A 23,884-nucleotide genomic window follows, 5' to 3' on the forward strand; every position below is an offset into this window, starting at 1 on the left:
AATGTCGTCAAATTAGCAACACTTGCGTGCCGACCTTGGCCATCGAAAACAACTCGGCGATATCTTCGTTGAACAGGCCAATGCACCCGTTGGACGATCTGCGCCCTATTTTGCGCGTGTCGTGCGTGCCGTGAATGCGATAATACTTCCAGCTCAGGTACAAAGCGTGGGTTCCCAACGGGTTATCCGGCCCCGGAGGGATATAGTCCGGCCACTCTGGGTTTCTTTTCTTCATGGACGGCGTCGGCGACCAGCTTGGTCCTTCGACCTTGCGGATCACGCTCGTGCGGCCCCGGCGGGTGAGTTCTTCGGTCAGCGGCACCGAAGACGGATAGAGTTTGTATATGCGCTGATCATCAGACCAGTAATGCAACGCGCGTGAGACGGTATCCACCAGAATGGCGCCATTTCGCGTGTTGGAGAAATAGGGCTGCCAGTCCAGCGCACGAAAACCCGAGATGTTCCGTCTGACCTCTGGCTCTGGTTCCGGCGCAGGGCGGAGCGGATCACCGGGGATGTACTGAGCAATCGCGGGCGAGGCCAGAAATGCCGAAGCGCTGGCCAGAAATCCGCGGCGTGTCGTAGGCGTAATGAGTTTCTTGACCATCGCAGGCGGTCCTTTGCTAAACCAAAGATGAAAATCAGAGGCATTTTATTGCCAGAATACCTCATTCGCAAATCAAACCGGCAGAATCACGCGAAAATCAGCTTTTGCAGGTTTGCCGAAATCAGCCGGGCGCGCTATGCCCTAGAGCACCATAAACATCAGGTCGGTCATGACGCGTATTATTTCTTTATTGTTCGTTTGCCTCGTTGCACTGGCAGCGTGTACCCCAAGCAGCACCCCGACATACGGGTCGGATGGCCGCCCTCTGCCCACTGTTTACAAGATTCGCGGCAATCCCGAAAAGCTGCAGTTCCGTATGCTTGATTCGGTGAACGCGCTGCGTCAGGCGTCGGGACTACAGGCCGTACAGTTGAATTCGCAGCTCAACGCTGCTGCGGCGACTCATTCCAAGGACATGGCGCGCCAAAACCGGCCGTGGCATTTCGGATCAGACGGTTCGTCGCCGATCGACCGCGCCGCGCGCGTTGGGTATTTTGGAACTTTCCTTGGCGAAGCGATCTCAGAGACTTACGAAACCGAAACCGAGACACTGGCCGCGTGGATGCAGGAACCGGGTCCGCGCTCTGTGATCATGGACCCGAAGGCCACTCAGATGGGTTTTGCCTGGCATCAGGAAAATGGCGGTAAAATCTGGTGGACGCTGGAAATGGGGGCGGGCGGCTAACAGGCCACCGCACCAAAACAAAAGCCCCCTGAATCCGGGGGCTTTTTTCTTTTCTGACAGTTGGTTATGCCGCCTGCATGGACTGGGCCTCGGTCAATATTGCGTATAGCTTGACCGGATCAGGGTTGGCACGCAGCTTGGCGCAGACCGAGGTATCGCGCAAAGTCCGCGACACCAGCGCAAGAGCTTTCAGGTGATCGACGCCAGCTTCTTCCGGTGCGAAAAGTGCGAAGGCGATGTCTACCGGCTGACGATCGACAGACCCGAAATCAATCGGCTTTTCCAGCAGAACAAACGCGCCGGACACATCTTCGACGTCGGCGAGACGCGCGTGCGGCAGAGCCACGCCATGGCCGACACCCGTAGGCCCGAGGCTTTCGCGCTCCAGCAGGCTGTCCACAACGACCTGCGCGTCCAGACCCAAAGTCCCCGCAGCAATATCGCCGATCTCCTGAAACAGCCGCTTCTTGCTGGAAGCGGCGGAAAAAACACGCACCGCCTCGGGCTTCAGTATGCTCGAAAGCTCCATGATCATGCTCCACGGCAATGTCCCCGCCTATGCAGGGACCTGCCTTGCTATTCTTGCCTGTTACGGATCAATCCAGCCAATATTACCGTCATCCCTACGGTACACGACATTCAATCCGTCCTTGTTTTCATTCCGGAACACCAGCACCGGGGCACCGGCAAGTTCCATCTGCATAACGGCTTCACCAACACTCAGCGATGGGATCTTGGTTTCCATCTCAGCCACGATCATCGGCTGCAGAGACTCAGGCTCACTCGCCGAATCCGATTCGTCAGAGGCGAGGATATAAGAGGATGCCCCAAAGAGTTCAACCGGCTCAGCCCGATCCTTGTGGTGGTCTTTGAGACGGCGCTTATACCGGCGCAACTGTGTTTCCATCTTGTCGCAACACGCCTCGAATGCTGCGTAGATTTCCGTTGCATGGGCTTTGGCTTGCGCCGTCAGGCCGGTGGAAAGATGTACCGTGGTTTCGCATACATATTCATGCGCAGAACGCGAAAAGACAACATTGGCGTCAGTGGGTCGCTGAGCATATTTCCCAACAACGTCGCCAAGCTCGGTCTGCACGTGAGTTTGAAGTGCTTCACCGATGTCGATCTGTTTTCCGCTGATTTGGTAACGCATGTGATCTCCTTCACAATTCACACCCTTTCTAACGCCGCAAATCGCAGCGTGCTTGTTTTTATCGGGTGGTGGATATCGGCACTTCGGGCATTAATCGAACCGAGCGCCCTTCAGGGAAGGGGCACCGTGATCCAGACTGGAACCCTTGAAATGCCATGTCCCAATTGAGGCAAGAGAAGACGTAAGAGTCAATCAAAACAGGTGTGTATATACGCGATTTCCGCCAGACCTTCGGCGCAAAACTGCGCAAACCTATGAAATTCGGAAGTTTTCGCCCAAATAGACCCGGCGGACGTTTTCGTTTTCGACCACCTCGTCCGGCGTGCCGGACATAAGCACCTGACCGTCATGCAGAATATAGGCCCGATCCACGATCTCGAGCGTTTCGCGGACGTTGTGATCGGTAATCAACACGCCGATTCCGCGTTTCTTCAGGTCAGCGACCAGATGACGGATATCCCCTACGCTGATCGGGTCCACACCGGCAAAAGGCTCATCCAGCAGCAGATACTTAGGGTCCGCCGCAAGACAGCGCGCGATTTCGACACGACGGCGCTCACCACCCGACAAGGCCAGCGCGGGCGCACGGCGCAGATGTTCGATCGAGAAATCCGACAGCAGTTCTTCCAGACGTTCCTTGCGGCGGTGCGCATGATCAACGGTGATATCCAGCACCGAGGCGATATTGTCCTCGACGCTCATCCCACGGAAAATCGACATTTCCTGCGGCAGATACCCGATACCAAGCCGCGCGCGACGGTACATCGGAAATGTGGTGACCACCTGCCCGTCAATCGTGACGGTGCCCGCTTCGGGGAACACCAGCCCGGCAACGGAATAAAACGTCGTCGTCTTACCTGATCCGTTGGGCCCCAAAAGCGCCACGACTTCGGACCGATCCAACGTCATGGAAACGTCCCGGATCACCGTCTTCTTGCGGTAGGACTTGCGCAGTTTTTCGATCCTAAGACCCGAGTTGCCCTCGGCTACAGTCAGGTTCGGCCCGGCCATCAGTTGGCGCCCTGCTGAAGAATGGTTTTGACGTTGCCCGTCATTGTCGCAGTACCTGTCGTGAGGTTCGCGTTCATCTGGTCGCCACTGATCGTGCTTGGCCCCTGCGTCAGCAGAACATTGCCTTTCATGACGATCACGCCCGAGTCGATGGTGTATTCCGCCCAGTCCCCTTCGGCGGCGTCCGGTGGGCTGACCAGAACCACATCCTCGGTCGCCTCCATACGATCAATCGCGGACCGGTCTTCGTTGTAGATGACCAGAACACGCTCGGCCGTCAGGCGCATTTCGCCCTGAATAACGATCACATTGCCCAGAAATTCGGCCGACCCGTCTTCCTGATTCACGTTGAGTGTCTCTGACGTTACCTCAACCGGCAGGCTGGGGTCTGCCTTCACCGCTCCGAACGCGACCTGTGTCTCTTGCGCAGACGCCGAGACAGCACCGGCTACAAGTACACAACACGCAATGGCAAAACGAAAATCGAACACAGGTTATCTTTCTGCTTTTTCCGGCTCATACACCAACTTGACGCCATCTGTAAAAATAATATGGACCGGTCCGTCCTTTTTTTCAGTCCCAAATGTCATCCGGCCAGCGGAAAAGTTGCCGATTATGCCCGTGCCGTCGACCTGACCCGGTGTATCACCTCGGATTTCGTCCAGCGCCGTATTCAAAAGATCCGTCGTGACCTTGATGCCGTCTGTTGTAATTATGACCACATCCCCGACAAAGGTCGCCGTATTCTTGTCCGGGCGGATCATCCCTGAATTGGAGTCCAGCGTGATCACGCCACCATCCGAAAGGCCCAGCCTTCCTTTGAACTCCGACGCGGTCGGCACCGAGTTTTTGGTCCCCTGGGTCGCCTTTGTCGCTTCGATCTGAACTTCTTCGCCCTTGCGGGTCGTGCCGCGATAGTTCGGCAAGGTCACGATCTGATCGGCCAGCCGTTCCTCGATGTCTCTTTGCGTGAAGGGCACGGTGACACTGGTTTCGATACTGCGTGACAGCAGGAAAACCGTGGACAGCAGCACAATGGCCGCCAGTGGCAGCAACACCTTGAGGAATTGCACCATGCGCGAGTGACTGTCCACTGATCCGCCCTCCGCCTAGCCCAGTCCGACGCGCAGACAGTCGTGAATGTGCAGCAGCCCCTCTGCCGACCCTTCGGCCTCGGGCGAAACCACGAACAAAGAGGTAATCTTGCGCTCGTTCATGATCGCCACGGCCTCTTCCGCCAGCGCATTGGGGCCGATCGTGGTCGGGTTTGCTGTCATGACTTCAGCGGCCGTCTTGTCCAGCAGCCCGTCCATATGACGCCTCAGGTCACCATCCGTGATGATACCGGACAGTCGGCCTTGCGCATCGGTGACGCCAGCTACGCCGAACCCTTTCTGGCTGATCACGATCAACGCATCGCTCATCGCGGTGTCAGCCGCCACCAGAGGCAGCGCGTCGCCTGTATGCATCAGGTCGCGCACGGTGGACAACTGCGCGCCCAATTTGCCACCGGGATGAAACGCGCGAAAATCCTCGGGTTTGAAGTCGCGGTATTTCATCAGCGCAATCGCCAGCGCATCACCCATCGCCAGCGTCAGCGTGGTCGAGATTGAAGGCACCATGCCGAATCCACATGCCTCGCCCACCGACGGGATGAGAAGATGCACATCGGCTTGTGTCATCAAAGTGCTTTCGGGTTTGCTGGACAGCCCAATCAGCGGGATGCCGAAACGGCGCGTGAAGGCCAGCAGGTTCGCAAGTTCGGGCGCTTCGCCCGAGTTTGAGATGGCCAGTACCACATCGCCCTTGGACACCATGCCCAGATCGCCGTGACTGGCCTCGGCGGGGTGAACGAAATAGGCCGGTGTACCGGTGCTGGCCAGCGTCGCCGCGATCTTATGGCCAATATGACCTGATTTGCCGATGCCGCTGATGATGATGCGGCCCTTGGCCTGCAATATCAATTGCACGGCTTCGGCGAAGTGTTCGTCCAGACCTTCGGCCAGAACGTCCAATGCGCGGGCTTCGTCGGTGACGACCTGTCGCGCGGTTCTCAGGAATGCTTCTGTATCAGTCATGAGTGCGCAAAAATATCCGTTTCAGGCCAACCCGCGAGATCAAGTTTCGCACGCATCGGCAGAAAGTCAAAACAGGCTTGCGCCATCTCGGTCCGGCCTTCGCGGGCCAAACGCCCGTCCAAAGCCTCACGCAGACGGTGCAGGTAAAGAACATCCGACGCGGCATATTCAAGCTGCGCGTCAGTCAGGGTCTCAGCGCCCCAATCGCTCATCTGCTGTTGCTTCGAGATATCGACGCCGATCAATTCCTGACACAGGTTTTTCAGCCCGTGCCGGTCCGTATATGTGCGCACAAGGCGGCTGGCGATCTTGGTGCAGTAGACCGGCGCGGCCAATGCACCGAAGGTGTGGTACATCGCTGCGATGTCAAAACGGCCGAAATGGAACAGTTTCAGCACATCCGGGTTTTCCAGCATCGCGCTGAGGTTCGGAGCTTCGGTCTGACCCTTCGACACCTGAACGATATGGCTGTGGCCGTCCCCCCCGGACATCTGGATCACGCAAAGCCGATCACGATGTGGGTTCAACCCCATGGTTTCACAGTCAATGGCCACAACTGGGCCCAGATCCAACCCGTCCGGCAGGTCGTTTTTGTAAAGGTGGTTCGCCACGGGGGTCTTCCTTTGTGCGGTATCGCCCCCGAGATAGGAGGTTTGGCCCACAAACTCAACGCCATCCAAAGAATGCGACCAATATGCGCAGTTTTCTTGACCCTTGCGTCGCAGGACGGAAAATGACGTTCTGTATTGAGCACACACCGCGCCAGAGCATTTCCTCTTGCAAGAAAGGCATTGCAGATGCTGAGCGTCCTGCGAAACCGTGTCTACCGCCATCTACTGGCCGCTCAGATCGTGGCGCTGACCGGGACCGGTCTGGCAACGGTCGCGCTGGGCCTTCTGGCGTTCGATCTGGCCGGAGATGCCGCTGGGCTGGTTCTGGGCGCCGCTTTGACAATCAAGATGGTGGCCTATGTGGTGGTGGCGCCGCTGGCCGCCGCCTTTGCCGAGCGGCTGGACCGGCGCAGAATGCTGGTAGCATTGGACATCGTGCGCGCGGCGGTCGCGGTCTGTTTGCCTTTCGTGACCGATATCTGGCAGATTTACGTGCTGATTTTCATCCTCCAATCGGCGTCAGCCGGTTTCACACCTGCTTTTCAGGCCACCATTCCGGACGTTCTGACCGATGAACAGGACTACACCAAAGCCCTTTCGCTGTCCCGCTTGGCCTATGATCTGGAAAGCGTGGTCAGTCCGATCCTGGCCGCGGCTTTGCTGACAGTCGTAAGCTTCGACAGCCTGTTCTGGGGTACCGGGCTTGGCTTCGCTGCGTCGGCATTATTGGTGGTTTCGGTTGCCCTACCCTCACCCAAACCGGCAAAAGCACGCGGGATTTACGAGCGGACGACCCGTGGCATCCGCATCTACCTGGCGACGCCTCGCCTACGTGGGTTGCTCGCCCTGAATTGGACTGCCGCCGCCCTGAGCGCAATGGTTATCGTCAATACGGTGGTGATTGTTCGGGCCGATCTGGGCCTGACTGAAAGTGCAGTTGCCATCGCGTTGGCCGGATTCGGCGGCGGATCGATGCTGGCGGCCTTTGCCTTGCCCTCTTTGTTGAACAAGTTTCGAGATCGCCGTGTCATGCTGACCGGAGCGGTTCTTGGCACGGTGTTCATGGCGGTTGGCGCAGCGCTGTCCGCCTTGGGCCAAATCACTTTGCCTACGTTGATGCTTGTCTGGGCCTGTATCGGCTTTGGATATTCCGCGACCCTTACGCCTTCGGGTCGGCTGCTGACACGTTCAGCCCGGCCCGAGGACCGGCCAGCCGTCTTTGCCGCACAATTCACGCTGTCCCATATGTGCTGGCTTGTCCTTTATCCATTGGCTGGATGGCTGATGACGGCCAAAGGTACCACGCAGGCGTTGGTCTGGATGACCTGTGCAGCGGCTCTGGGACTTGGCTTTGTGGTCGCGCTATGGCCCCGAGCACGCAGGAAAGCCGTTTCAAATGAACGCCCGTACAAGCCTTGAGCATCGGCGCAACTCTGCACTACACCTTGGTATCATGGATCAACTGGACCGTCGCATCATAGCCGCCCTTCAGCGCAACGCCCGCGAATCTACTACCAAGATTGCGGCGAAGCTCGGCGTCGCCCGAACCACCGTGTACGAACGCATCACCCGCATGGAGGAACGCGGCGTGATCGCAGGCTACTCGGTTGTGCTGAACGCACCCGAAGATGCCCCCCGGGTTCAGGTCATCGTACTGCTTGAGGTGCAGCAGAAGGAAACGACCCGTATCATCAAACGGCTGGAAGCCTACCCCGAGGTCAAGCTGTGCCTGTCCATCAATGGCGAGTTTGATCTGCTGCTGTCTGCCGAAGCGCCCCGGATCGAGGATCTGGATATTCTGGTGGATGACCTGGCCAAAATTCCCGGTGTTCTACGCACCAACACCAGCGTTGTATTCGGCCGGAAGATCGACCGAATCTGAGCAGTCGATAACCCTCTGTAAACCTAGTCGCAGCTAGCCTGTCCCGAACTGATCAGAATCCCGGACAGGCAGAATGCCCTATCGAACACTCATTGGACTGGTTGCTGCGCTTCTTGTCGCGCAATCGGCGGCCTCTTGGCCTGATGTCAGCACAGCCGGACTCTGCGATCGCGCTGCCCAGCGCGCAGCTTTGTCACACGGTGTACCGCTGGACGTGCTACGCGCCATTTCGCGTGTTGAAACCGGCCGCGCACTGGATGGGCAGCTTGCGCCGTGGCCCTGGACAATAAACGTCGAGGGCAAGGGATTCTGGTTCGATTCCGAGCAGGAAGCCAAGTCATATGTCTTTGGTGTCTTCAAAGCAGGGAAGCGCAGCTTTGACATCGGCTGTTTCCAGATCAACTACCGCTGGCACGGCAAGGCGTTCCGATCCATCGACGCCATGTTCAAACCAGAAGAGAACGCCGACTACGCCGCCCGTTTCCTAAAAGAACTGCATGCCGAACTGGGCTCATGGACCGCTGCGGCAGGGGCGTATCACTCTCGCACACCCGATCTGGCAAGGGCATATTCCGGCCGCTTTCAAAACGTTCTGGAACGGCTGCAGCAAAACCCTGAAACCATACTTGTCTCAAGCGATCCGTTTTCAGGCGCGACGGCCCCGCTGATCCCGCTGCGTATGGACGGCTCGGGAACCGGGACGCTGGGGTCTCTGGTTCCGAAATCCGGCACCGCCACCGCCTTTATCTCTTTCAACTAGGAGCACAGCGTGCCCAAGATCGACGCCCGTACCCTGTTTTCTCCGACCGTTCTGCTGGCGCTAGCGTTGATGACCGTCATCGTGATGATGATCCTGCCGATGCCAGCTTGGGTGTTGGACGTGGGGCTGGCGGCTTCCTTTGCACTGGCCATTCTGATCTTCACGCTCACATTGTTTATCGAGCGACCACTGGATTTTTCGTCTTTCCCGACGATCCTTCTTGCATCTTTGATGCTGCGGCTGTCGCTGAACGTGTCCTCGACCAAGTTGATCATCGGTCAGGGGCATACCGGTCCAAATGCAGCAGGGGACGTGATCGAAGGGTTTGCCAATTTCGTCATGGGCGGCAGTATTTTTCTGGGTCTGGTGGTGTTCGGTGTTTTGCTGATCGTGAACTTCATGGTGATTACCAAGGGCGCGGCAAGAATGGCCGAGGTCGGCGCCCGGTTTGCGCTGGACGGGATGCCCGGCAAGCAGCTTGCCATCGACAGCGACATGTCCGCTGGTGCCATTGACCACCAGCAAGCCAAAGAGCGACGCGAACGCGAACAACAAGAGACGACGTTTTTCGGCTCGCTAGACGGCGCTTCAAAATTTGTCAAAGGCGATGCCATCGCCGGATTGCTGATCACATTGCTCAACCTCGTGATGGGTCTGGTTATGGGGGTGATCGTACTCATCGCTGAACGCTGGTGTGGCCGCATTGAAAGCGAACGCCAACCGGCTCGCGACCATATCCGACAACATCGCGAATTCTTCGACCTTCGGATACAAGCGGGTTGAAACCGATTTTCATTCGATGGTCACGTCGGGCCAGGGCGGAAGCTACTCGGCGGGCGGTGTGCGAACGACCAGCCAGCGCTTGATCGACCAGCGCGGCTCGCTGTTCACAACCAATAACTCGACCGATCTGGCCGTGCGCGGGCGCGGGATGCTGCCGGTGCGACCAAGCTCGCAGATCGCGGGTGGTTCAAACGAGATGCTACTGACGACCACGGGGTCATTTCGCACGAATGACGAAGGGTATCTGGTAACCGAGTCCGGTCTTGTCTTACTGGGTTGGCGTGCCGCTGCAAATGGCACGATTCCAGCCGTGCCGCGCGATTCGCCAGCGGCCCTTGAGCCGATCCAGCTCAGTGTGAATCAATTGTCCGGCGCTCCGACCACACAGATGAACCTCCGCATGAACCTGCCCGCGACGGCAACGGATACTGGAGCGCCTGGCGACTCGCAGCCTTTATCAGTCGAGTATTTTGACAATCTCGGCAAATCGGAAAGCGTCGACATCGAACTGGTGCCAACCGTTCCGGCCGCCGGGTCCAGCAATGAATGGACGATGATCCTGCGCGACTCGGCGTCGGGTGGCGCTGTGATCGGCGAATACACTCTGACCTTCACGGATAGCCGAACCGCAGGTGGGACGCTGGCAAGCGTCGCCGCTGTATCTGGCGGCGCCTATGACCCCGCGACCGGCAGTTTGGTCGTGAACGTGGCCGGCGGCCCGATGGAGATCAATATCGGCCAGATCGGGGATGCAGACGGGATCACCCAGCTTTCCGATACGTTTGCTCCGGTATCCATCACCCGTGACGGGTCCGCGGTCGGTACAATGACGAGTGTTCAGGTTGATGAGAATGGCTATGTCTATGCCTTCTATGACACCGGGGTCAGCCGCCGCATGTTCCAGATCCCGCTGGCGGATGTGCCGAATCCAAACGGTCTGACCGCTCTGGACAGCCAGACATACGCGCCCTCACGTGAAAGCGGAACATTCTTTCTGTGGAACGCGGGCGAAGGTCCGACCGGCGATCTGGTGTCCTTTGCACGCGAAGAATCGACAACCGACGTAGCCACCGAGCTGACATCAATGATCCAGACACAGCGCGCCTATTCGTCCAGCGCAAAGGTGATCCAGACCGTCGATGAGATGCTGCAGGAAACCACCAACATCAAACGCTGATTTGGGCGTGAACCCTAAGGAAGGACCTGAATCATGAATATGTCGACGGCCTTGAACAACGCCATCGGGGGGCTGACCGCTGCCAGCCGTGGTGCGTCCGTGGTGTCAGAGAACATCGCGAACGCGTTGACGCCCGGATATGCCCGGCGGTCCCTCGAATTGGCAACCAACACGATCTCGGGTCACGGGGTGCGATCGGTCGGGGTGGTTCGTCACCACGACCCCGTCCTTACAGCCAACCGCCGCACTGCGGACGCGGACATGGCGCATCAGTCAGAGATATCGGACTTTCACTCCAGGCTTGAAAGTTTGATTGGCAGCGCGGATGACCCGGCCTCACTTGCTGTCAGGCTGGCAGAGTTTGACAGCAGCCTGATCACAGCCGCCAGCTTGCCGAACTCCTCCGAAAGGTTGGATCAGGTCGCGCGGACCGGGAATGATCTTGCGCGCAGCCTCAACGCTGCGTCCGAAGGGCTACGGCAGTTGCGGTCAGACGCAGATCGCACAATCGGCAAAAGCGTCGATACCCTGAATCAAACACTTCAGGACATTGAAAAGCTGAACGCCAAAATACCCGCTGTCAAATATGCGGGTGGAGAGATTGGCGCACTGCAGGATCAGCGCCAAGTTCTGATCGACCAGGTGAACACACTTATCCCGGTCAATGTCGTTCCCCGGGCGAATGACCAGGTGTCAATTTATTCTGACGGCGGATTGATCCTGCTGGAAGGGACAGCGGCCGAGTTTTCATTTTCGACCACCGGGGACACAAAACCTCATATGACGGTGGCGAATGGATTGCTGTCTGACCTGACGATGAACGGCAATCCGGTGCGAACGCTTGGCGACAGCGCCCAAATTCGTGGCGGTGCATTGGCCGCGCAGTTTCAAATCCGCGACGAGCTGTCCACCGAAGCACAAACCAACCTCGACACAGTCGCACGCGATCTGATCGAACGGTTCGAGGCTCCGGGGCTGGACCCAACAGCAACGGCCACGAACCCCGGCCTATTTACGGACGCCGGAAACCGCTTTGACCCGACAGCCCCGGTTGGACTTGCCTCGCGCATCAGCCTGAACGCAATCGTTGATCCCGACGCTGGTGGTCAAAGCTGGCGTTTGCGCACCGGTTTGGGGGCCGCGACCCCAGGCGATCCGGGAGATGCCACTCAACTGCGGGCCTTTGGCGCCATCCTCAGCGCGGAACGGCCAATACCGGGTTCGATCTTCGGCAGCGGCAACATGCGCGCAGCGGACCTGACCGAGGCGCTTCTGTCCAAGACCGGCGCGGATGCACATACCGCCAATCAGCGCCTTGTTTTTGCCAATAGCAACCTGTTGGAGATGACAAAGATCGAAGCGGAACAGGGCGTGGACACCGATCAGGAACTGCAACGCCTTATGCAGATCGAACAGGTCTATGCCGCGAACGCGCGACTGATCTCGGTCGTGGATGAACTCATGGACACTCTATTGAGGTTGTGACGATGAACTTGACGTCTATCGGTGATCTTGCCCGGGGGCTGACACTCAAATCCCGCGCGACGGATATCAAAAGCCAGATCGAAACCCTGTCTTACGAAATGTCTAGCGGCAAGGTTCAGGATGTGTCTGGGCGGCTCGACGGTGACTACTCGCACCTTCTGGATTTGGATCGCAATCTGGCACGGCTGGATGCGTTTCGGGTCTCAACTGCCGAGGCTGGTCTGTTCACGGACGCGATGCAACAAAGCCTGACAACCATTGATGAATCCGTAGGTGAAATCACTGGCGCGCTTTTGTCTTTTGGCACTTCCAATCAGGCGGTGACGCACGAAAACGCATCTGTTCAAGCCAGGAACGAGTTGGATACGATCATTTCCGCGCTGAACACCCGGGCGGGGGGGCGCAGCCTGTTTTCCGGGACAGCAACGGACGTTTCTCCGCTGCTGTCAGCAGACACGCTGATGTCTGTGTTACAGACGGAACTGGCCGGGCTGACGACGGTCACGGATATACGCCAAGCGGCTGAAGACTGGTTCAACGACCCTGCCGGGTTCGACGCGGTCATTTATCAGGGGTCCGCCAACACGCTCGCCCCCATGCAGATTTCCGAGAACGAAAACGTCACCGTCCCGATCACAGCGATTGATCCGACGATCAAAGCAGCCTTGCGCGATATTTCGGTCGCGGCGGTTGTATCAGACACAGCACTGGCCCTGCCTCGCGCCCAACGCACGGCCCTGTTCACGCAACTAGGGGTCGATCTTGCCAATACCCAGAATGAAACGGTCAATCTGCGCGGCCAGATCGGTGCGACGCAGGCGCGGGTTGAGCAGGCGTCCGCGCGCAACAGCGCTGCGCGTACCTCGTTGGAATTTAGCCGCAATGAGCTGATCGCGGCGGACCCGTACCAGACAGCAGCGCAGTTGCAGACCGTCCAGTTTCAACTCGAGAGCCTGTATTCCGTAACCGTTCGCAACGCGAACCTGTCGCTGGTGAATTTCCTGAGATGAAGATACTTGTTTTTCTATTGATCCTTCTGCCCGGCATGTCATTCGCGGGCGCGATCCGCCTCAAGGATCTGGTGGATTTCGACGGCGTCCGCGGCAACGATCTGGTCGGGTATGGGCTGGTTGTGGGCCTGAATGGAACCGGTGACGGGCTTAGGAATTCTCCCTTCACCGAAGAGATTATGTCGAATATTCTTGAACGCCTTGGCGTGAACGTCACGGGCGAGGATTTTCGCCCCAAGAACGTGGCCGCCGTCTTGGTGACCGCCAGCCTGCCCGCCTTTGCCCGAGTTGGCGGCCAGATCGACGTCACCGTTTCAGCGATTGGCGATTCCAAAAGCCTGTTGGGGGGAACTCTGGTCATGACGCCTCTGAACGCGGCTGACGGTCAGATTTACGCCGTTGCCCAAGGGACGGTTCTGGCCGGGGGCGCTGTGGCGGAAGGCGAAGCCGCATCCGTTGTCCGGGGTGTTCCGACTTCGGGCGTCATACCATCGGGTGCACGGGTTGAGCGCGAGATTGACTTTGAGCTTTCGTCCCTGACGCAGATGCGTCTGGCCCTGCGGGAGCCTGACTTCACAACGGCGGGGCGGATCGAAGCGGCAATCAACAGGGAATTCAACCGACCCGTCGCCATCATGCGCGATTCCGGGACAGTCGAACTGAACATCGCCGCCACGCAGTCGATCACAACGGCACATGCGCTGGGTCGGATCGAAAACATTCTGGTGCAACCCGAGGCCAAAGCCCGGGTTGTGGTCGATCAGCGTTCGGGCACGATTGTCATGGGGCAAGAGGTTAGGATTTCCCGGGTCGCGGTCTCGCAAGGAAACCTGACCCTCACTGTCGAAGAAGCACCGATCGCCATTCAACCCAACCCATTTGCACGCGGCGAAACCGTGGTGGTCCCCCGGACCATCGCCGGTATCGAGGAGGAGGAAGGCACCGGCATAGCAGAGATACCCGAAGCCACCACCCTGTCCGAGGTCGTGGCAGGGCTGAACGCTCTTGGGGTCTCGCCACGCGACATGATCGACATACTAAAAACGATCAAGGCCGCAGGTGCCCTGCATGCCGAATTCGTCGTCCGATAAGTAAATCAGACACAACCGAGGTCAGAGTGCCCCAACGATCCCTATTTCGATTTCCAGCTATTCAGCCATCTCTTGAAACCGCTGGTCTTCTCCTCGATCGCATCGCCCGCAGCGTACAGCCCATCCTCGACATTCTCGATCATTGGATCGACGCGTGCTTCGCGAAATCTGCGCCAGCGGACCCAGATGGCCCAGAGCAGTGCGAAGAAGACGGTCAGGAAGATGATGTTGAACCACGGGATGATCCGCACCTCGGGGTCTTCGACCTGCCAGATTTTGACAGCATTCGGGAAGATCGACAGGAACTCGCTCCGCCATCCATAGTGGCGCACCACAACCCACCGAGGGTTTTCGGGTGTTGATTTCAGGTCTGCGGCCTCGGCCTGCAGGTTGGACGAGTTCAGCTTGAAATACGGCGGCCAGCCCCACCCGGTGTCTTCGTTGCGGTAAACCATGACCTTACCGTTGGTTTTGCGCGTCTGGATAAAGAACACGTCGCGGTTTGGCGTGGTCGGATCACTTCCGACATCCTGAACGGACCAGAAGATGCTGTTTTCGCCCGGATCGATCCGTTTCTCGTAGGTATCCGAGATTCTGACCACATCGTGCTGCGGCAGGGTGTAATTCAAAACCGAGGCCAGCGTTCCCCAGAACAGAATGATGATGGCCCATTTGATGTAACGCATAAGCGAAACCCTCACATGAAATTCGTAACGTAAATCAGGATCGCGATCACGCCCAGCGGCACGATGTAGATCCCAAGGATCAGTTTGCGGCGGAACGAAGCGTCGTATTTCTGCAGCCCGCGCTGAACAAAGGCATCCCGATCGCCGGTCAGGCCTTTCTTGTCCCAATGCGCGATCAGTTTACCGCGACGCACCCGGCGGGAATAGATCGACACGCCGACGTAGAGGACCGTCAGAACGATCAGCAGCGGGATCAAAAACCGGAGTGCGACAAACATTTAACTTCTCCCAACAGCGCCCCAGGGACCGACACGCGCGATGATCTGATCGCTGACCCGGTCCTCGCCGCTCATGTCCGGTTCATGCCCGAACAAGGCGGCCCGCGCACCAGCTTTGTCCACCTGATACTCGCGCGCGAGGAAGTCGGCAACAAAGGCTTTCTTGCTTTCCGGCCATGTCGAATAGGTCCGGTAGAACAGCTCTTTGTGGCAGATGAACATTTGGCGCGGGTCCAGCGGGGCCAGTTCCGCCAGCAGCATATTCACAAGGTCCCGATTGGGCGTGTTCGCCGCGCGCAGGGTATAGAAATAGGCTGGATGATCCGAGGTGATACGCGGCCACGGCCCGCCTTCGGTCGCCCAGCGCAGCAATTGCGCGAGGCCGTGATAGGCCTCGGGCAAACGGTCGGCGTGGTTTCGGGCCAATCGCCGCATGTCACGTCGATCCAGCCCGGTCAGGTCAACACCGGCATCCGCGGCCGCGGCGATGGTGAGGAAATCCATCTTTTGTTGCAGGATCGCGGCGGAATCCACACCGCGCGCCTCGATGATGGTCTCGACCAGATCGTTGTAGTTCAGGAATTTCGCGATCTGGTTGCGCTGATCCGCATGGAACACATAGTCCATAGGCAAATCGACCGAGGGGTTGTCCATGCTGATCGCCGCAGGATGGTCCAGATCGGGAAACAGGTAGAGACCACCAAAATGCGCGGTCCAGAAATTCGGCTGATCAAAGGCCGTATGACGCAGACGCACCGGGTTGCGAGTGACATCGCCTGTATCCCTGGCCGTTTCGATCATCTTGGCGATCAGAACATCGTCAAACCAGGCGTCTTCTTCGGTTTTGAACTGCTCGACCATGCCCGCCAGTTGCTCGGCCTTGCGCAGGGTGCCGCCGACCGTATCAGCCTCGATCTCGATCTTGCGCAGGTTCAGCAGATCGCGCGGCGTGCTGAGTTTGATGACAGAGTTCACCAACTCTCCGGCCACCGCATCGGTGGCGGTCAGGGCAAACAGCTGCGCCTCATTCATCTCGATGAATTCGCGCAGGATATCGCGCGAGGTCGAGAATTTGACGTTCAGCAGGGGGCTGCGTTTCTGCTCGGTCGTCAGCAGGATAAACTGCCGGTTGACCCCGTTGGGGTTGAGGTAGAGCGGGTCGTCCAGCTCCTGCCCGACCTCTGGCGAATAACCCGAGATATCGACATGGAAATCCGTCAACGCCGTGGTCTTGCCCGCCAGATGCTGCAGCGCGCGGTTATACCGCTCGACCAGAGCCGGGCTGGAGATGTGGACGAGGTTGCCAAACATCAGGCCTTTTTCGATGAGGCGGATCATTACTGAAGTCTCTTCAACTCATTTTCTAACTGCATCCATTCAGCGTTTAGTATTTTATGACAAGTTTCTCTGAACTCCATCCACTGTTGACCTTCGGGAGTTGCATCATCCTCTTCATTTTTCGAGTTTAAGTGTGCAAAAAGCTCAAAGAACCTATCAAAAAACTCGTCACGAAACTTGTTGGAAGATCTCATACAGGACAAAATATTTTCAGCAACTTGTACCATTCTGACCAAGTCGTCGTAGGTCAATTTCTGATCTTCAAAGGTGCGCTCTCTCAACATAATTGCGAAAAAACTTTGTAGTTCGGCTATCTCAGATTGAAGCCTGTCAAGATTGTCCTTCCGGTACTCAGAAAGCCGAATTCTCGCTGACAATCTGATTTCATCAGACTTGGACTTGTGTGACAAAAAACTACCCAAGAAGCCGACAAAAACTGTAAATGCGGGTAGACCAAATGTAATGGCAAGCGCCTGATGTTCGCCAATCCATTGATTAACATCTGAAAACACGTTCACCCCTTTCCCTCCAAGAACCGCCGCTTGGCCTCTTCCATCCTGCCCATCTCACGCACAGTGTTCTCAATCGCGACCTCATCGCTCTTGTCGGCATAGCGGAACTCGCTGTCGGCGTAGCGGTTGATCTCCTGCATCACCATGTCCACCGTGATCGGCTGGCGCAGGTCTTCGATCATTGCCTTCTTGGTGTCGTAGTCTCGGAACAGGAACAGGTCGGGGTTCTCCATCCATTCGTCGGGCAGTTCAAAATCCATCGCGCGGACCTTGACCGCGTCGGTGATGTTCTTGATCGCGCGGCCGGTGAAGCGTTCATCCGCCTGTTGGATCGCCTTGAGGTAGGTGCCCAGCTTGGCGATGGTGTCCATCTGGCCGATCTCGCCGGAAACCCGGTCATAGACCTGCAGCAAGGCGTCCTCATGCGGGCGGGAATGGCTTTCAAAACTGGCGGCGACGGCCTGTTTGATTTCCTGCGCGGCATAGGCGTCGTGTTCGCCCAGCGGGATATCGTGGTTGCGGCCCATCAGCAGGTGCAGGATGTCGATGTAGTCCTCGCGCGTTTGCGGCCCGTCCACCAAGAACCGCGCCCCCGCCCTCTGACGCAGAGCGTCGTCCACATTCTCGGGGTAGTTCGAGAACATGCCAAAGGTGCAGTTGCCGCGCACGACGGTGTTGGCACCCGCAAAGCTCTCCATCAGCACGGCGGTGATTTCCAGTTGGCCCGCGCTGGACTGCCGGTCACCCCGTTTGCCCGCCAGTTGGTCGATATCGTCGATGGTGCCAAAGCCGATGACCGAGGGGTCGATGATCGTGTTGATAAACGCCTTGGCATTCTGGCCGGACTTGCCCTGGTAGCTGTCGATATTGTCTGTGCTCAGGTTCTGATAGCGGAACGGGTAGCCCGCGTTCTGGCAGTAATCGTTAATCAGCCCGGCCATCATCTGGATCAGAGTCGTCTTGCCGGTGCCCGGTTTACCGTCGCCCATGAAGGTAAAGATGAACCCACCAAGTTCCGCAAACGGGTTCAAGCGACGGTCGAAGTCATAGGCCATCAGCATCTTGGCCAGCTTCATGGCCTGATACTTGGCGATATGGTTACCCACCACCTCATTCGGCTTTTTGAACGTCATGGTGAGCGTGGTGGACTTGGCTTTGGAGGCCGGTTCAAATCCCCGGATGGTCAGGTCATCGGCCTCGATATGCCAGGCTGCGTTCTGGAACCGGGCCAGATGACCCACAGACTGCGCGCGCAGGGCAGCTTTTTCCATCAACTGCTCGGCATAGGCACTGGTGGCCGCAATCAGGTGGGCGTCATCTGGCGCGTGTTTGGCAAGGGTCTGGTCCAGTTCCCACAGCGCGCCATGCAGGGCAAGCTGGCCATTGTCGGTCAGAACTTCTTCGATCTCGCCAATATCGACTGTGGTCTCGCCCAGATGCGAGGACATCAGATAGGCCAAGGCATTGCCGAACGTGTGGGATGTGATCAACGCCTCAGCCGTCAGCAGTTCCGAGAATTCAGTCTTACGTGCAGCCGGCAAGTCGCCCGCGAGGTTGGCGCGCTTCAGATCGGCCAGAGAGGTTTGCTCGGCATACGCCTCGGCCACGGCCAAAGCGATGGCGATGGCGCGTCGTATCGCCTGTTGCGTGGTCGCTTGCGGTGGCGAGACCAGCATATCGCCCTCATCCGATGCCTCGATCCGTTCCACCAGATGCACACCGTCTGAACGCACGGTGCGGCGCGTCACCAACCCCGGAGTCGTCGACCGGAAACGCCGCCCCGAGGACACACCCGGAGACCGCTCGGTGGCCACCTCGACCGCCTTCGCAATACGCGGCGCATGTTCAAACCCGTTCAGCAAAGCGGTCGCAGCCGGATAGTGCTTGCGAATATCCGCCTCGCGCAATTCCATCTGATCTGACGTCAAACTCATCTCAAAAACCGCCCTTGCTTCTTCTGTTCAAAAATACTTCCGCCGGAGGCATAAAATCTAATAGCGCAACACCTGCCCCGCCTTGCTGACCACGAATTTGCGCACGTCGGCAAACCCCGGCGGGTTGCGCTCGGCCAGCACCTGAAACGGGCGCTGAGGCAGGATGATCGAGCGCTGCGTGCGCGTAGCCCCGGTCTCGGCCCCCTGCCCGCCAAACGGGTCCAGCGCAAACACCTCGCGCTCGACGGTCGAGAACCACCCGGCCCGTTCTTCGATGACCTCGTCGCTTTCCAACTCTTCCGTGGTCCAGGCCAGCGCCCAATCCTGACCCTCGGGTGCTTGCGCGTCTTCCAGCACTTGCCGAAGGGGGCCGGATTGCTCGGTATAGGCCGAGGAATACATCGGCCCCACATGAATGCGGCGCAGGTGTTTGGGGTGCAGATCGTCAAAATCCTGATCAAACCCCTTGGCGATGGTCACCAGTTTCAACCCGCCCAAGGACTGCGCCATCAAATGCGCCTGCACCTCGGGCCAGCGGCGTTGATCCTTGGGCAAGGCCGTGCGACCGCTGTCTTCCAACTGCATCAGGTAGATCACCGGCAGGTTGATCTGGCTGTCATAAACCGCCCAGTGGAGCAGGAATTTGCGCCGATCACCCTCGTTCCCGACCCAGTGGCATTCGGGGTCATTGCGGGCCCAGAAAAGCTGACCCTTCAGCAATTCCTCGTAGTAGAGCCTTTGCGACAGTGCGAATTGCAGTTTGGTTGGGATGTCCCTGTCGCCAATGATCGTCTGCACCATGTCGGTTTTCAGGTCGTCTTCCGAGGGCATATTCGCCAGATGCACCTGCGCCTGTTGCGCGTCATTGGCCATGGTCAGCAACTCGGCCGCCACCGGAAACCCGCTGTCGCGCTTGTCCATGGCAAGGCTGCCAAAGAACCGCCCCGTATCGCGCCCGACGAGCAGGTATTTCATGGAAAGCGCCCGGAAGGTGTAGAGCAGCCCTGAAAGGTAACGCGACACGATCCGCACCTCTTGCTTGCTGATCGCGCCCTCAGCCTCCATCGTCGCGGCCACGCGCAACAGGTGGACGGTGATCACCTCGAATTTACGGAAATAACGGCGCGAAGCGAAGGTGTCGATCAGGCCAACATGGTCTTGGGTGGGGTTAGTCATCTGCGATACCTGAGCGCCAAACCATAGCTGCGGCAATCAACTTTTTGGATAGAAACCAGACAATCAACAACAGTCCAATTGGAACGCTTGCAGTTCCTAACAACCAAGTGAGGTAACCCCATAAAAGCGATATGTCCTTTCCAATTTCGGTGCTGGCAATAAGCCACAGAAGGAACATTGTCGCAAACGGCCAGACCACCAGTGTAAAGCCGATCCAAAAGAGTTTGTTTCCGCCTTCCCTTTGCACTTAACCACCATACAAATTCTTATCATGCTTCTCGACAATCGAGGCGAACCTGCGGGCGAACCGTTCATCCGCCTTGGCCTTCTTCTCCAACACGTCGCGAGCAAAGAACATGTGGTCCTCATGCGCCTCAAGCATGTCGGCCATCTTCTGGTTGGTCGCGGTGCCGATGGCGGCCATGGCGGTTTGCGCCTCTTGGTCGGTCTGCACGCCAATCTCGTTGATGCGGTGGGCCACGTCCTGCTGCTGCGCGGTTTTCAGCGATTTGGTCAGGGCGTCATACAGCACCACGCGCTGTTGCGTGTCTGTCTGCAGCTTGTTGATGAGCACCATCTGCGTCGCCGCCTGGTTTTGCAGTGAATCAACCCAGGTCTTACCCTTTTCAATATAGCGCTCCAGCGTTTGGGACTTGGCCAGCTTGACCTGTTCTTCCTGAACCTTGGCGTTGTATTGCTTGTTCAGCTCGGCCAGTTCGGTTTCCAACTGCGTGCGCACGGCGGCGTCCTGTTCAACGCTGATCTTGTTCTCTAGCGTGATGATCGTCGGATCCATGCCCTGAATTTCAGCGCGCAAGGCTTCCAGTTCCGCCACGGTCGCCTCTCGATCATCCAGCGTGCCGGTCAGATTGTCCTCGACCTTTAAGCGCTGTTCTTCCAGCACCGACAACTGGCCTTCCAGCAGTTTGACGATCACGTCCGATTTGGCGATCAAATCCTGCAGCTTGTCGTCGATATTGGCGGTGCGCATCCGTTCCTGCCGCATGGATTCGGATTTACCTTTGGCGAAGATGCCGACAAAGCTCTCCCACCCGGTTTTCGAGCGCATTTCGTCGAAATCCTTGGAAAACGCGTTGGTGACATCGTCCAGACCCATGATTAGCTCGGCGATATTGGCGTTCATCACCTCGGTATGAGCGTGCACATCCTCCAAAGTGGCGTTTTCGATGTCGATATCGGCCTCTGCGGTGCCGATCTTGGCCCGTGCCGCGTCGATCCGCGAAGTCAGCCCCTCAATCTGCGACTGACTCTCGCGCACTTTCGCCTGCGTCTCTTCGATCAAGGCGTCAAATTGATGGTTCGACATCTGCACAATTCCCTTTTTTGTTCAATTACCCAATAAGATAGGGAATGTTATAACTATTTACATCCCCTTGCGCCCAAAATTCCCCGGAACTTTGGCAAACTCGGCCCCAAAAAGATAGGAGCGATCCAATACGGCCCATTTGCGGTTTTTTTGATCAAATCTGGATTGATCCGAGCACCACTGTGGACATAGACATATTCGACGTCACCTGATTGGGTGCGCATAAATCATATCCGTCCCGGAGGCTGACCCATGCTGGATGCAACAACTGACCTGAAATCCATCCTCAAGAACCCCGACCTGCTGGTCACAAAGGCTTACATCGGTGGCCAATGGGTAGAGGGCGACAATGGAACCTTTGCCGTATTGAATCCAGCACGTGGCGATGTTGTTGCCGAAGTCGCAGATGTCAGCCGCGCACAAGTTGCAGGCGCGATCGCGCAAGCGGAAACAGCGCAAAAGGAATGGGCCAAGCTGACAGGCAAAGAACGCGCGGTGATCCTGCGGCGTTGGTATGAGCTGATGATGGAAAACGCGGAAGACCTGGGCCGGATTCTAACCGCCGAGCAAGGCAAGCCGCTGGCCGAAGCCGTTGGAGAGATCGGGTATGGCGCATCCTTCATCGAGTTTTTCGGTGAAGAAGCCAAACGGGTCTACGGCGAGACGATTCCGGGCCATCAGCGCGACAAGCGGATCATGGTGCTGAAACAGCCCATCGGCGTGGCGGCCTCGATCACGCCTTGGAACTTCCCCAACGCAATGATCACCCGTAAGGCTGGGCCTGCCTTGGCTGCAGGTTGTTCCTTTGTTGCGCGTCCAGCGGCGGAAACGCCTTTGTCGGCGCTGGTTCTGGCGGCTTTGGCGGAACAGGCGGGCATTCCGGCAGGTGTGTTCAGCGTCGTCCCCTCATCGCGGGCCAGCGAGATTGGTAAGGAGTTCTGCGAAAACCCCGGCGTGCGCAAACTGACCTTTACCGGCTCGACTGAAGTGGGGCGGATTCTTTTGCGGCAGGCTGCGGATCAGGTGATGAAATGCTCGATGGAGTTGGGCGGCAACGCACCGTTCATCGTGTTCGACGATGCCGATCTGGATGCAGCGGTCGAAGGCGCAATGCTGTGCAAATTCCGCAACAACGGCCAGACCTGTGTCTGCGCTAACCGCATCTATGTGCAGGCGGGTGTCTATGACGAGTTCGCCGCCAAGCTGAAAGCTGCAGTCGAGGCGCTGAACGTGGGCGATGGTCTGGCCGAGGGCACCACGACCGGGCCGCTCATCAACGATGACGCGGTCGCCAAGGTGCGGGAACATATTCAGGACGTCACCGACAAGGGCGGTGCGATCCTGACCGGTGGCCTTCCGCATGATCTGGGCGGAACCTTCTTCCAGCCGACCATCGTGACCGGCGTGACACAGGACATGCTGGTTGCTCAGGATGAAACCTTCGGCCCGCTGGCCCCGCTGTTCAAGTTTGAGGACGAGGATGATGTGATCGCTATGGCCAATGACACGATCTTTGGTCTGGCCTCGTATTTCTATGCCAAGGACCTGAGCCGCGTTTACAAAGTGGCCGAGGCGCTGGAATATGGCATCGTCGGCGTGAACACCGGCATCATCTCGACCGAGCTGGGTCCGTTTGGTGGCGTCAAGCAATCCGGTCTTGGGCGCGAAGGCAGCCATCACGGGATGGAAGATTATCTTGAGATGAAATACGTCTGCCTGTCGGTCTGACCTGAATGGGCCACCGTTCCGGCGGTGGCCTCGTTGACTGGTCTGGTCGAGGTTGTGGCTAGAAACTTGGGCCTTTCCAGTTCAGAGAGCTCCAACTCGAATTGCCCTATGGTAAAGCCCAAATTTGTGTCATTGTGATACCCCTAGGCATTCTTAGGAAAAGTAGTAGGGGGGAGTTGAAATGGCCTATTTTTCTGTATCGCATTGGTCTGCGACTGACTGGACCGCCGAGATGGAAGCGCTCGCGCGAGACAAATACGTTCCGATGGTCATGGCGTTAGGGGCCCAAAGCGTCGACATGGTGAGAACCGGGGATTTGAGCTTTCTTGTTGTCACAAAATACGCGGATGAAGCGGCAGCAGATTCCGCGCAGGCGAAGATTGATGCCATCAGGGAAGAAGCGGCGGGTGAACTTCCAATGAAGATGAGTAGCGTTCACCGTGGTCCGACCTTCGCCAACGGATAATCACCCGCAAGAAAATTTGGCGCTGACAAAGTTGTAGCTGAAACGCGATAGGAAGTCGTCAACTTGGGCATCCAAGAATGACGCGGCGTGCTGTAGCCGTGCCGAA

At 57.7% G+C, this 23,884-nt stretch carries 25 protein-coding genes and 1 pseudogene; 11 read left to right on the forward strand and 15 right to left on the reverse strand.

Features of this window, described 5'->3' with window-relative positions; translation table 11 throughout:
- Positions 1-7: 7 nt before the first annotated feature.
- Positions 8-607, reverse strand: a complete 600-nt coding sequence (locus ACR0LH_RS18570; RefSeq protein ID WP_170388709.1) for a L,D-transpeptidase — start codon at positions 605-607, stop codon at positions 8-10.
- A gap of 169 nt (positions 608-776) precedes the next feature.
- On the opposite strand from ACR0LH_RS18570, the gene dalA reads away from it, so the two are divergent.
- Complete coding sequence (dalA, locus tag ACR0LH_RS18575; RefSeq protein ID WP_170416258.1) at positions 777-1,292, forward strand: divisome-associated lipoprotein DalA; 516 nt, start codon at positions 777-779, stop codon at positions 1,290-1,292.
- Positions 1,293-1,356: 64 nt separating this feature from the next.
- Here the strand turns inward: dalA and ACR0LH_RS18580 are convergent, their stop codons facing one another.
- From ACR0LH_RS18580 to ACR0LH_RS18610, 7 genes are all read right to left on the reverse strand, one after another.
- Positions 1,357-1,821 (reverse strand): PTS sugar transporter subunit IIA, encoded by a 465-nt coding sequence (locus tag ACR0LH_RS18580; RefSeq protein ID WP_170388707.1) that lies wholly within the window; start codon positions 1,819-1,821, stop codon positions 1,357-1,359.
- Between the two features lie 60 nt (positions 1,822-1,881).
- The gene (gene hpf / locus ACR0LH_RS18585) at positions 1,882-2,445 is read right to left on the reverse strand and encodes a ribosome hibernation-promoting factor, HPF/YfiA family (RefSeq protein WP_170388706.1); all 564 of its coding nucleotides are present in this window, start codon (positions 2,443-2,445) and stop codon (positions 1,882-1,884) included.
- Positions 2,446-2,697: 252 nt separating this feature from the next.
- Entirely contained in the window at positions 2,698-3,456 is a 759-nt protein-coding gene (lptB, locus tag ACR0LH_RS18590) for an LPS export ABC transporter ATP-binding protein (protein ID WP_480722025.1), read from the reverse strand.
- Positions 3,456-3,947: an LptA/OstA family protein gene (locus ACR0LH_RS18595; protein ID WP_170486116.1), complete on the reverse strand. Its 492-nt coding sequence runs from the start codon at positions 3,945-3,947 to the stop codon at positions 3,456-3,458. The genes lptB and ACR0LH_RS18595 overlap by 1 nt, the downstream gene beginning before the upstream one ends.
- Positions 3,948-3,950: 3 nt before the next feature.
- Entirely contained in the window at positions 3,951-4,550 is a 600-nt protein-coding gene (locus ACR0LH_RS18600; RefSeq protein ID WP_170388703.1) for an LptA/OstA family protein, read from the reverse strand.
- 15 nt (positions 4,551-4,565) lie between these two features.
- A complete protein-coding gene (locus ACR0LH_RS18605) occupies positions 4,566-5,534 on the reverse strand; it encodes a KpsF/GutQ family sugar-phosphate isomerase (RefSeq protein ID WP_480722026.1) in 969 nt (322 codons plus the stop codon).
- On the reverse strand, positions 5,531-6,145 hold the full coding sequence (locus tag ACR0LH_RS18610) for a ribonuclease D (protein ID WP_170388701.1): 615 nt from the start codon (positions 6,143-6,145) through the stop codon (positions 5,531-5,533). Before ACR0LH_RS18610 ends, ACR0LH_RS18605 begins: the two co-directional genes overlap by 4 nt.
- A 186-nt stretch (positions 6,146-6,331) precedes the next feature.
- On the opposite strand from ACR0LH_RS18610, the gene ACR0LH_RS18615 reads away from it, so the two are divergent.
- The 8 genes and pseudogenes from ACR0LH_RS18615 to ACR0LH_RS18650 all read left to right on the forward strand — a co-directional run bounded on the left by ACR0LH_RS18615 (position 6,332) and on the right by ACR0LH_RS18650 (position 14,333).
- Complete coding sequence (locus ACR0LH_RS18615) at positions 6,332-7,564, forward strand: MFS transporter (RefSeq protein ID WP_480722027.1); 1,233 nt, start codon at positions 6,332-6,334, stop codon at positions 7,562-7,564.
- The gene (locus ACR0LH_RS18620; RefSeq protein WP_480722029.1) at positions 7,542-8,027 is read left to right on the forward strand and encodes an Lrp/AsnC family transcriptional regulator; all 486 of its coding nucleotides are present in this window, start codon (positions 7,542-7,544) and stop codon (positions 8,025-8,027) included. The genes ACR0LH_RS18615 and ACR0LH_RS18620 overlap by 23 nt, the downstream gene beginning before the upstream one ends.
- Before the next feature lie 73 nt (positions 8,028-8,100).
- Positions 8,101-8,787, forward strand: a complete 687-nt coding sequence (locus tag ACR0LH_RS18625; RefSeq protein WP_480722030.1) for a lytic transglycosylase domain-containing protein — start codon at positions 8,101-8,103, stop codon at positions 8,785-8,787.
- Positions 8,788-8,796: 9 nt separating this feature from the next.
- A pseudogene (locus ACR0LH_RS18630) lies at positions 8,797-9,462 on the forward strand (FHIPEP family type III secretion protein); the annotation flags it as partial.
- Positions 9,463-9,490: 28 nt separating this feature from the next.
- A complete protein-coding gene (locus ACR0LH_RS18635; RefSeq protein ID WP_480722031.1) occupies positions 9,491-10,747 on the forward strand; it encodes a flagellar hook protein FlgE in 1,257 nt (418 codons plus the stop codon).
- A 33-nt stretch (positions 10,748-10,780) separates the two neighbouring features.
- Complete coding sequence (gene flgK / locus ACR0LH_RS18640; protein ID WP_480722032.1) at positions 10,781-12,232, forward strand: flagellar hook-associated protein FlgK; 1,452 nt, start codon at positions 10,781-10,783, stop codon at positions 12,230-12,232.
- Between the two features lie 2 nt (positions 12,233-12,234).
- Complete coding sequence (locus tag ACR0LH_RS18645; RefSeq protein ID WP_480722033.1) at positions 12,235-13,242, forward strand: flagellin; 1,008 nt, start codon at positions 12,235-12,237, stop codon at positions 13,240-13,242.
- Complete coding sequence (locus tag ACR0LH_RS18650; RefSeq protein ID WP_480722034.1) at positions 13,239-14,333, forward strand: flagellar basal body P-ring protein FlgI; 1,095 nt, start codon at positions 13,239-13,241, stop codon at positions 14,331-14,333. Before ACR0LH_RS18645 ends, ACR0LH_RS18650 begins: the two co-directional genes overlap by 4 nt.
- A 41-nt stretch (positions 14,334-14,374) precedes the next feature.
- On the opposite strand, the gene ACR0LH_RS18655 is transcribed toward ACR0LH_RS18650, so the two are convergent.
- The 7 genes from ACR0LH_RS18655 to ACR0LH_RS18685 form a co-directional block, all read right to left on the reverse strand.
- A complete protein-coding gene (locus ACR0LH_RS18655; RefSeq protein WP_170486129.1) occupies positions 14,375-15,019 on the reverse strand; it encodes a DUF1523 family protein in 645 nt (214 codons plus the stop codon).
- 11 nt (positions 15,020-15,030) lie between these two features.
- The gene (locus tag ACR0LH_RS18660) at positions 15,031-15,297 is read right to left on the reverse strand and encodes a hypothetical protein (protein ID WP_170797180.1); all 267 of its coding nucleotides are present in this window, start codon (positions 15,295-15,297) and stop codon (positions 15,031-15,033) included.
- On the reverse strand, positions 15,298-16,635 hold the full coding sequence (locus ACR0LH_RS18665) for a DUF6638 family protein (protein WP_480722035.1): 1,338 nt from the start codon (positions 16,633-16,635) through the stop codon (positions 15,298-15,300).
- On the reverse strand, positions 16,635-17,153 hold the full coding sequence (locus tag ACR0LH_RS18670) for a hypothetical protein (RefSeq protein ID WP_480722036.1): 519 nt from the start codon (positions 17,151-17,153) through the stop codon (positions 16,635-16,637). Before ACR0LH_RS18670 ends, ACR0LH_RS18665 begins: the two co-directional genes overlap by 1 nt.
- Positions 17,150-19,081, reverse strand: coding sequence for an AAA family ATPase (locus ACR0LH_RS18675; protein ID WP_480722037.1), 1,932 nt, complete (start codon positions 19,079-19,081; stop codon positions 17,150-17,152). Before ACR0LH_RS18675 ends, ACR0LH_RS18670 begins: the two co-directional genes overlap by 4 nt.
- A 57-nt stretch (positions 19,082-19,138) precedes the next feature.
- Positions 19,139-20,257 (reverse strand): hypothetical protein, encoded by a 1,119-nt coding sequence (locus ACR0LH_RS18680; protein WP_480722038.1) that lies wholly within the window; start codon positions 20,255-20,257, stop codon positions 19,139-19,141.
- Between the two features lie 247 nt (positions 20,258-20,504).
- A complete protein-coding gene (locus ACR0LH_RS18685) occupies positions 20,505-21,584 on the reverse strand; it encodes a hypothetical protein (RefSeq protein WP_480722039.1) in 1,080 nt (359 codons plus the stop codon).
- A 252-nt stretch (positions 21,585-21,836) separates the two neighbouring features.
- Between ACR0LH_RS18685 and ACR0LH_RS18690 the strand changes: the two genes are divergently transcribed.
- Both ACR0LH_RS18690 and ACR0LH_RS18695 read left to right on the forward strand, forming a co-directional pair.
- Complete coding sequence (locus ACR0LH_RS18690) at positions 21,837-23,312, forward strand: NAD-dependent succinate-semialdehyde dehydrogenase (protein WP_480722040.1); 1,476 nt, start codon at positions 21,837-21,839, stop codon at positions 23,310-23,312.
- A 181-nt stretch (positions 23,313-23,493) separates the two neighbouring features.
- Positions 23,494-23,778 carry a hypothetical protein gene (locus ACR0LH_RS18695; RefSeq protein WP_170486136.1) on the forward strand — a complete coding sequence of 95 codons (285 nt, stop codon included), beginning with the start codon at positions 23,494-23,496 and terminating at the stop codon, positions 23,776-23,778.
- The last annotated feature ends 106 nt before the right edge of the window (positions 23,779-23,884 follow it).

The sequence above is a fragment of the Ruegeria sp. CL6 genome (assembly GCF_056536465.1).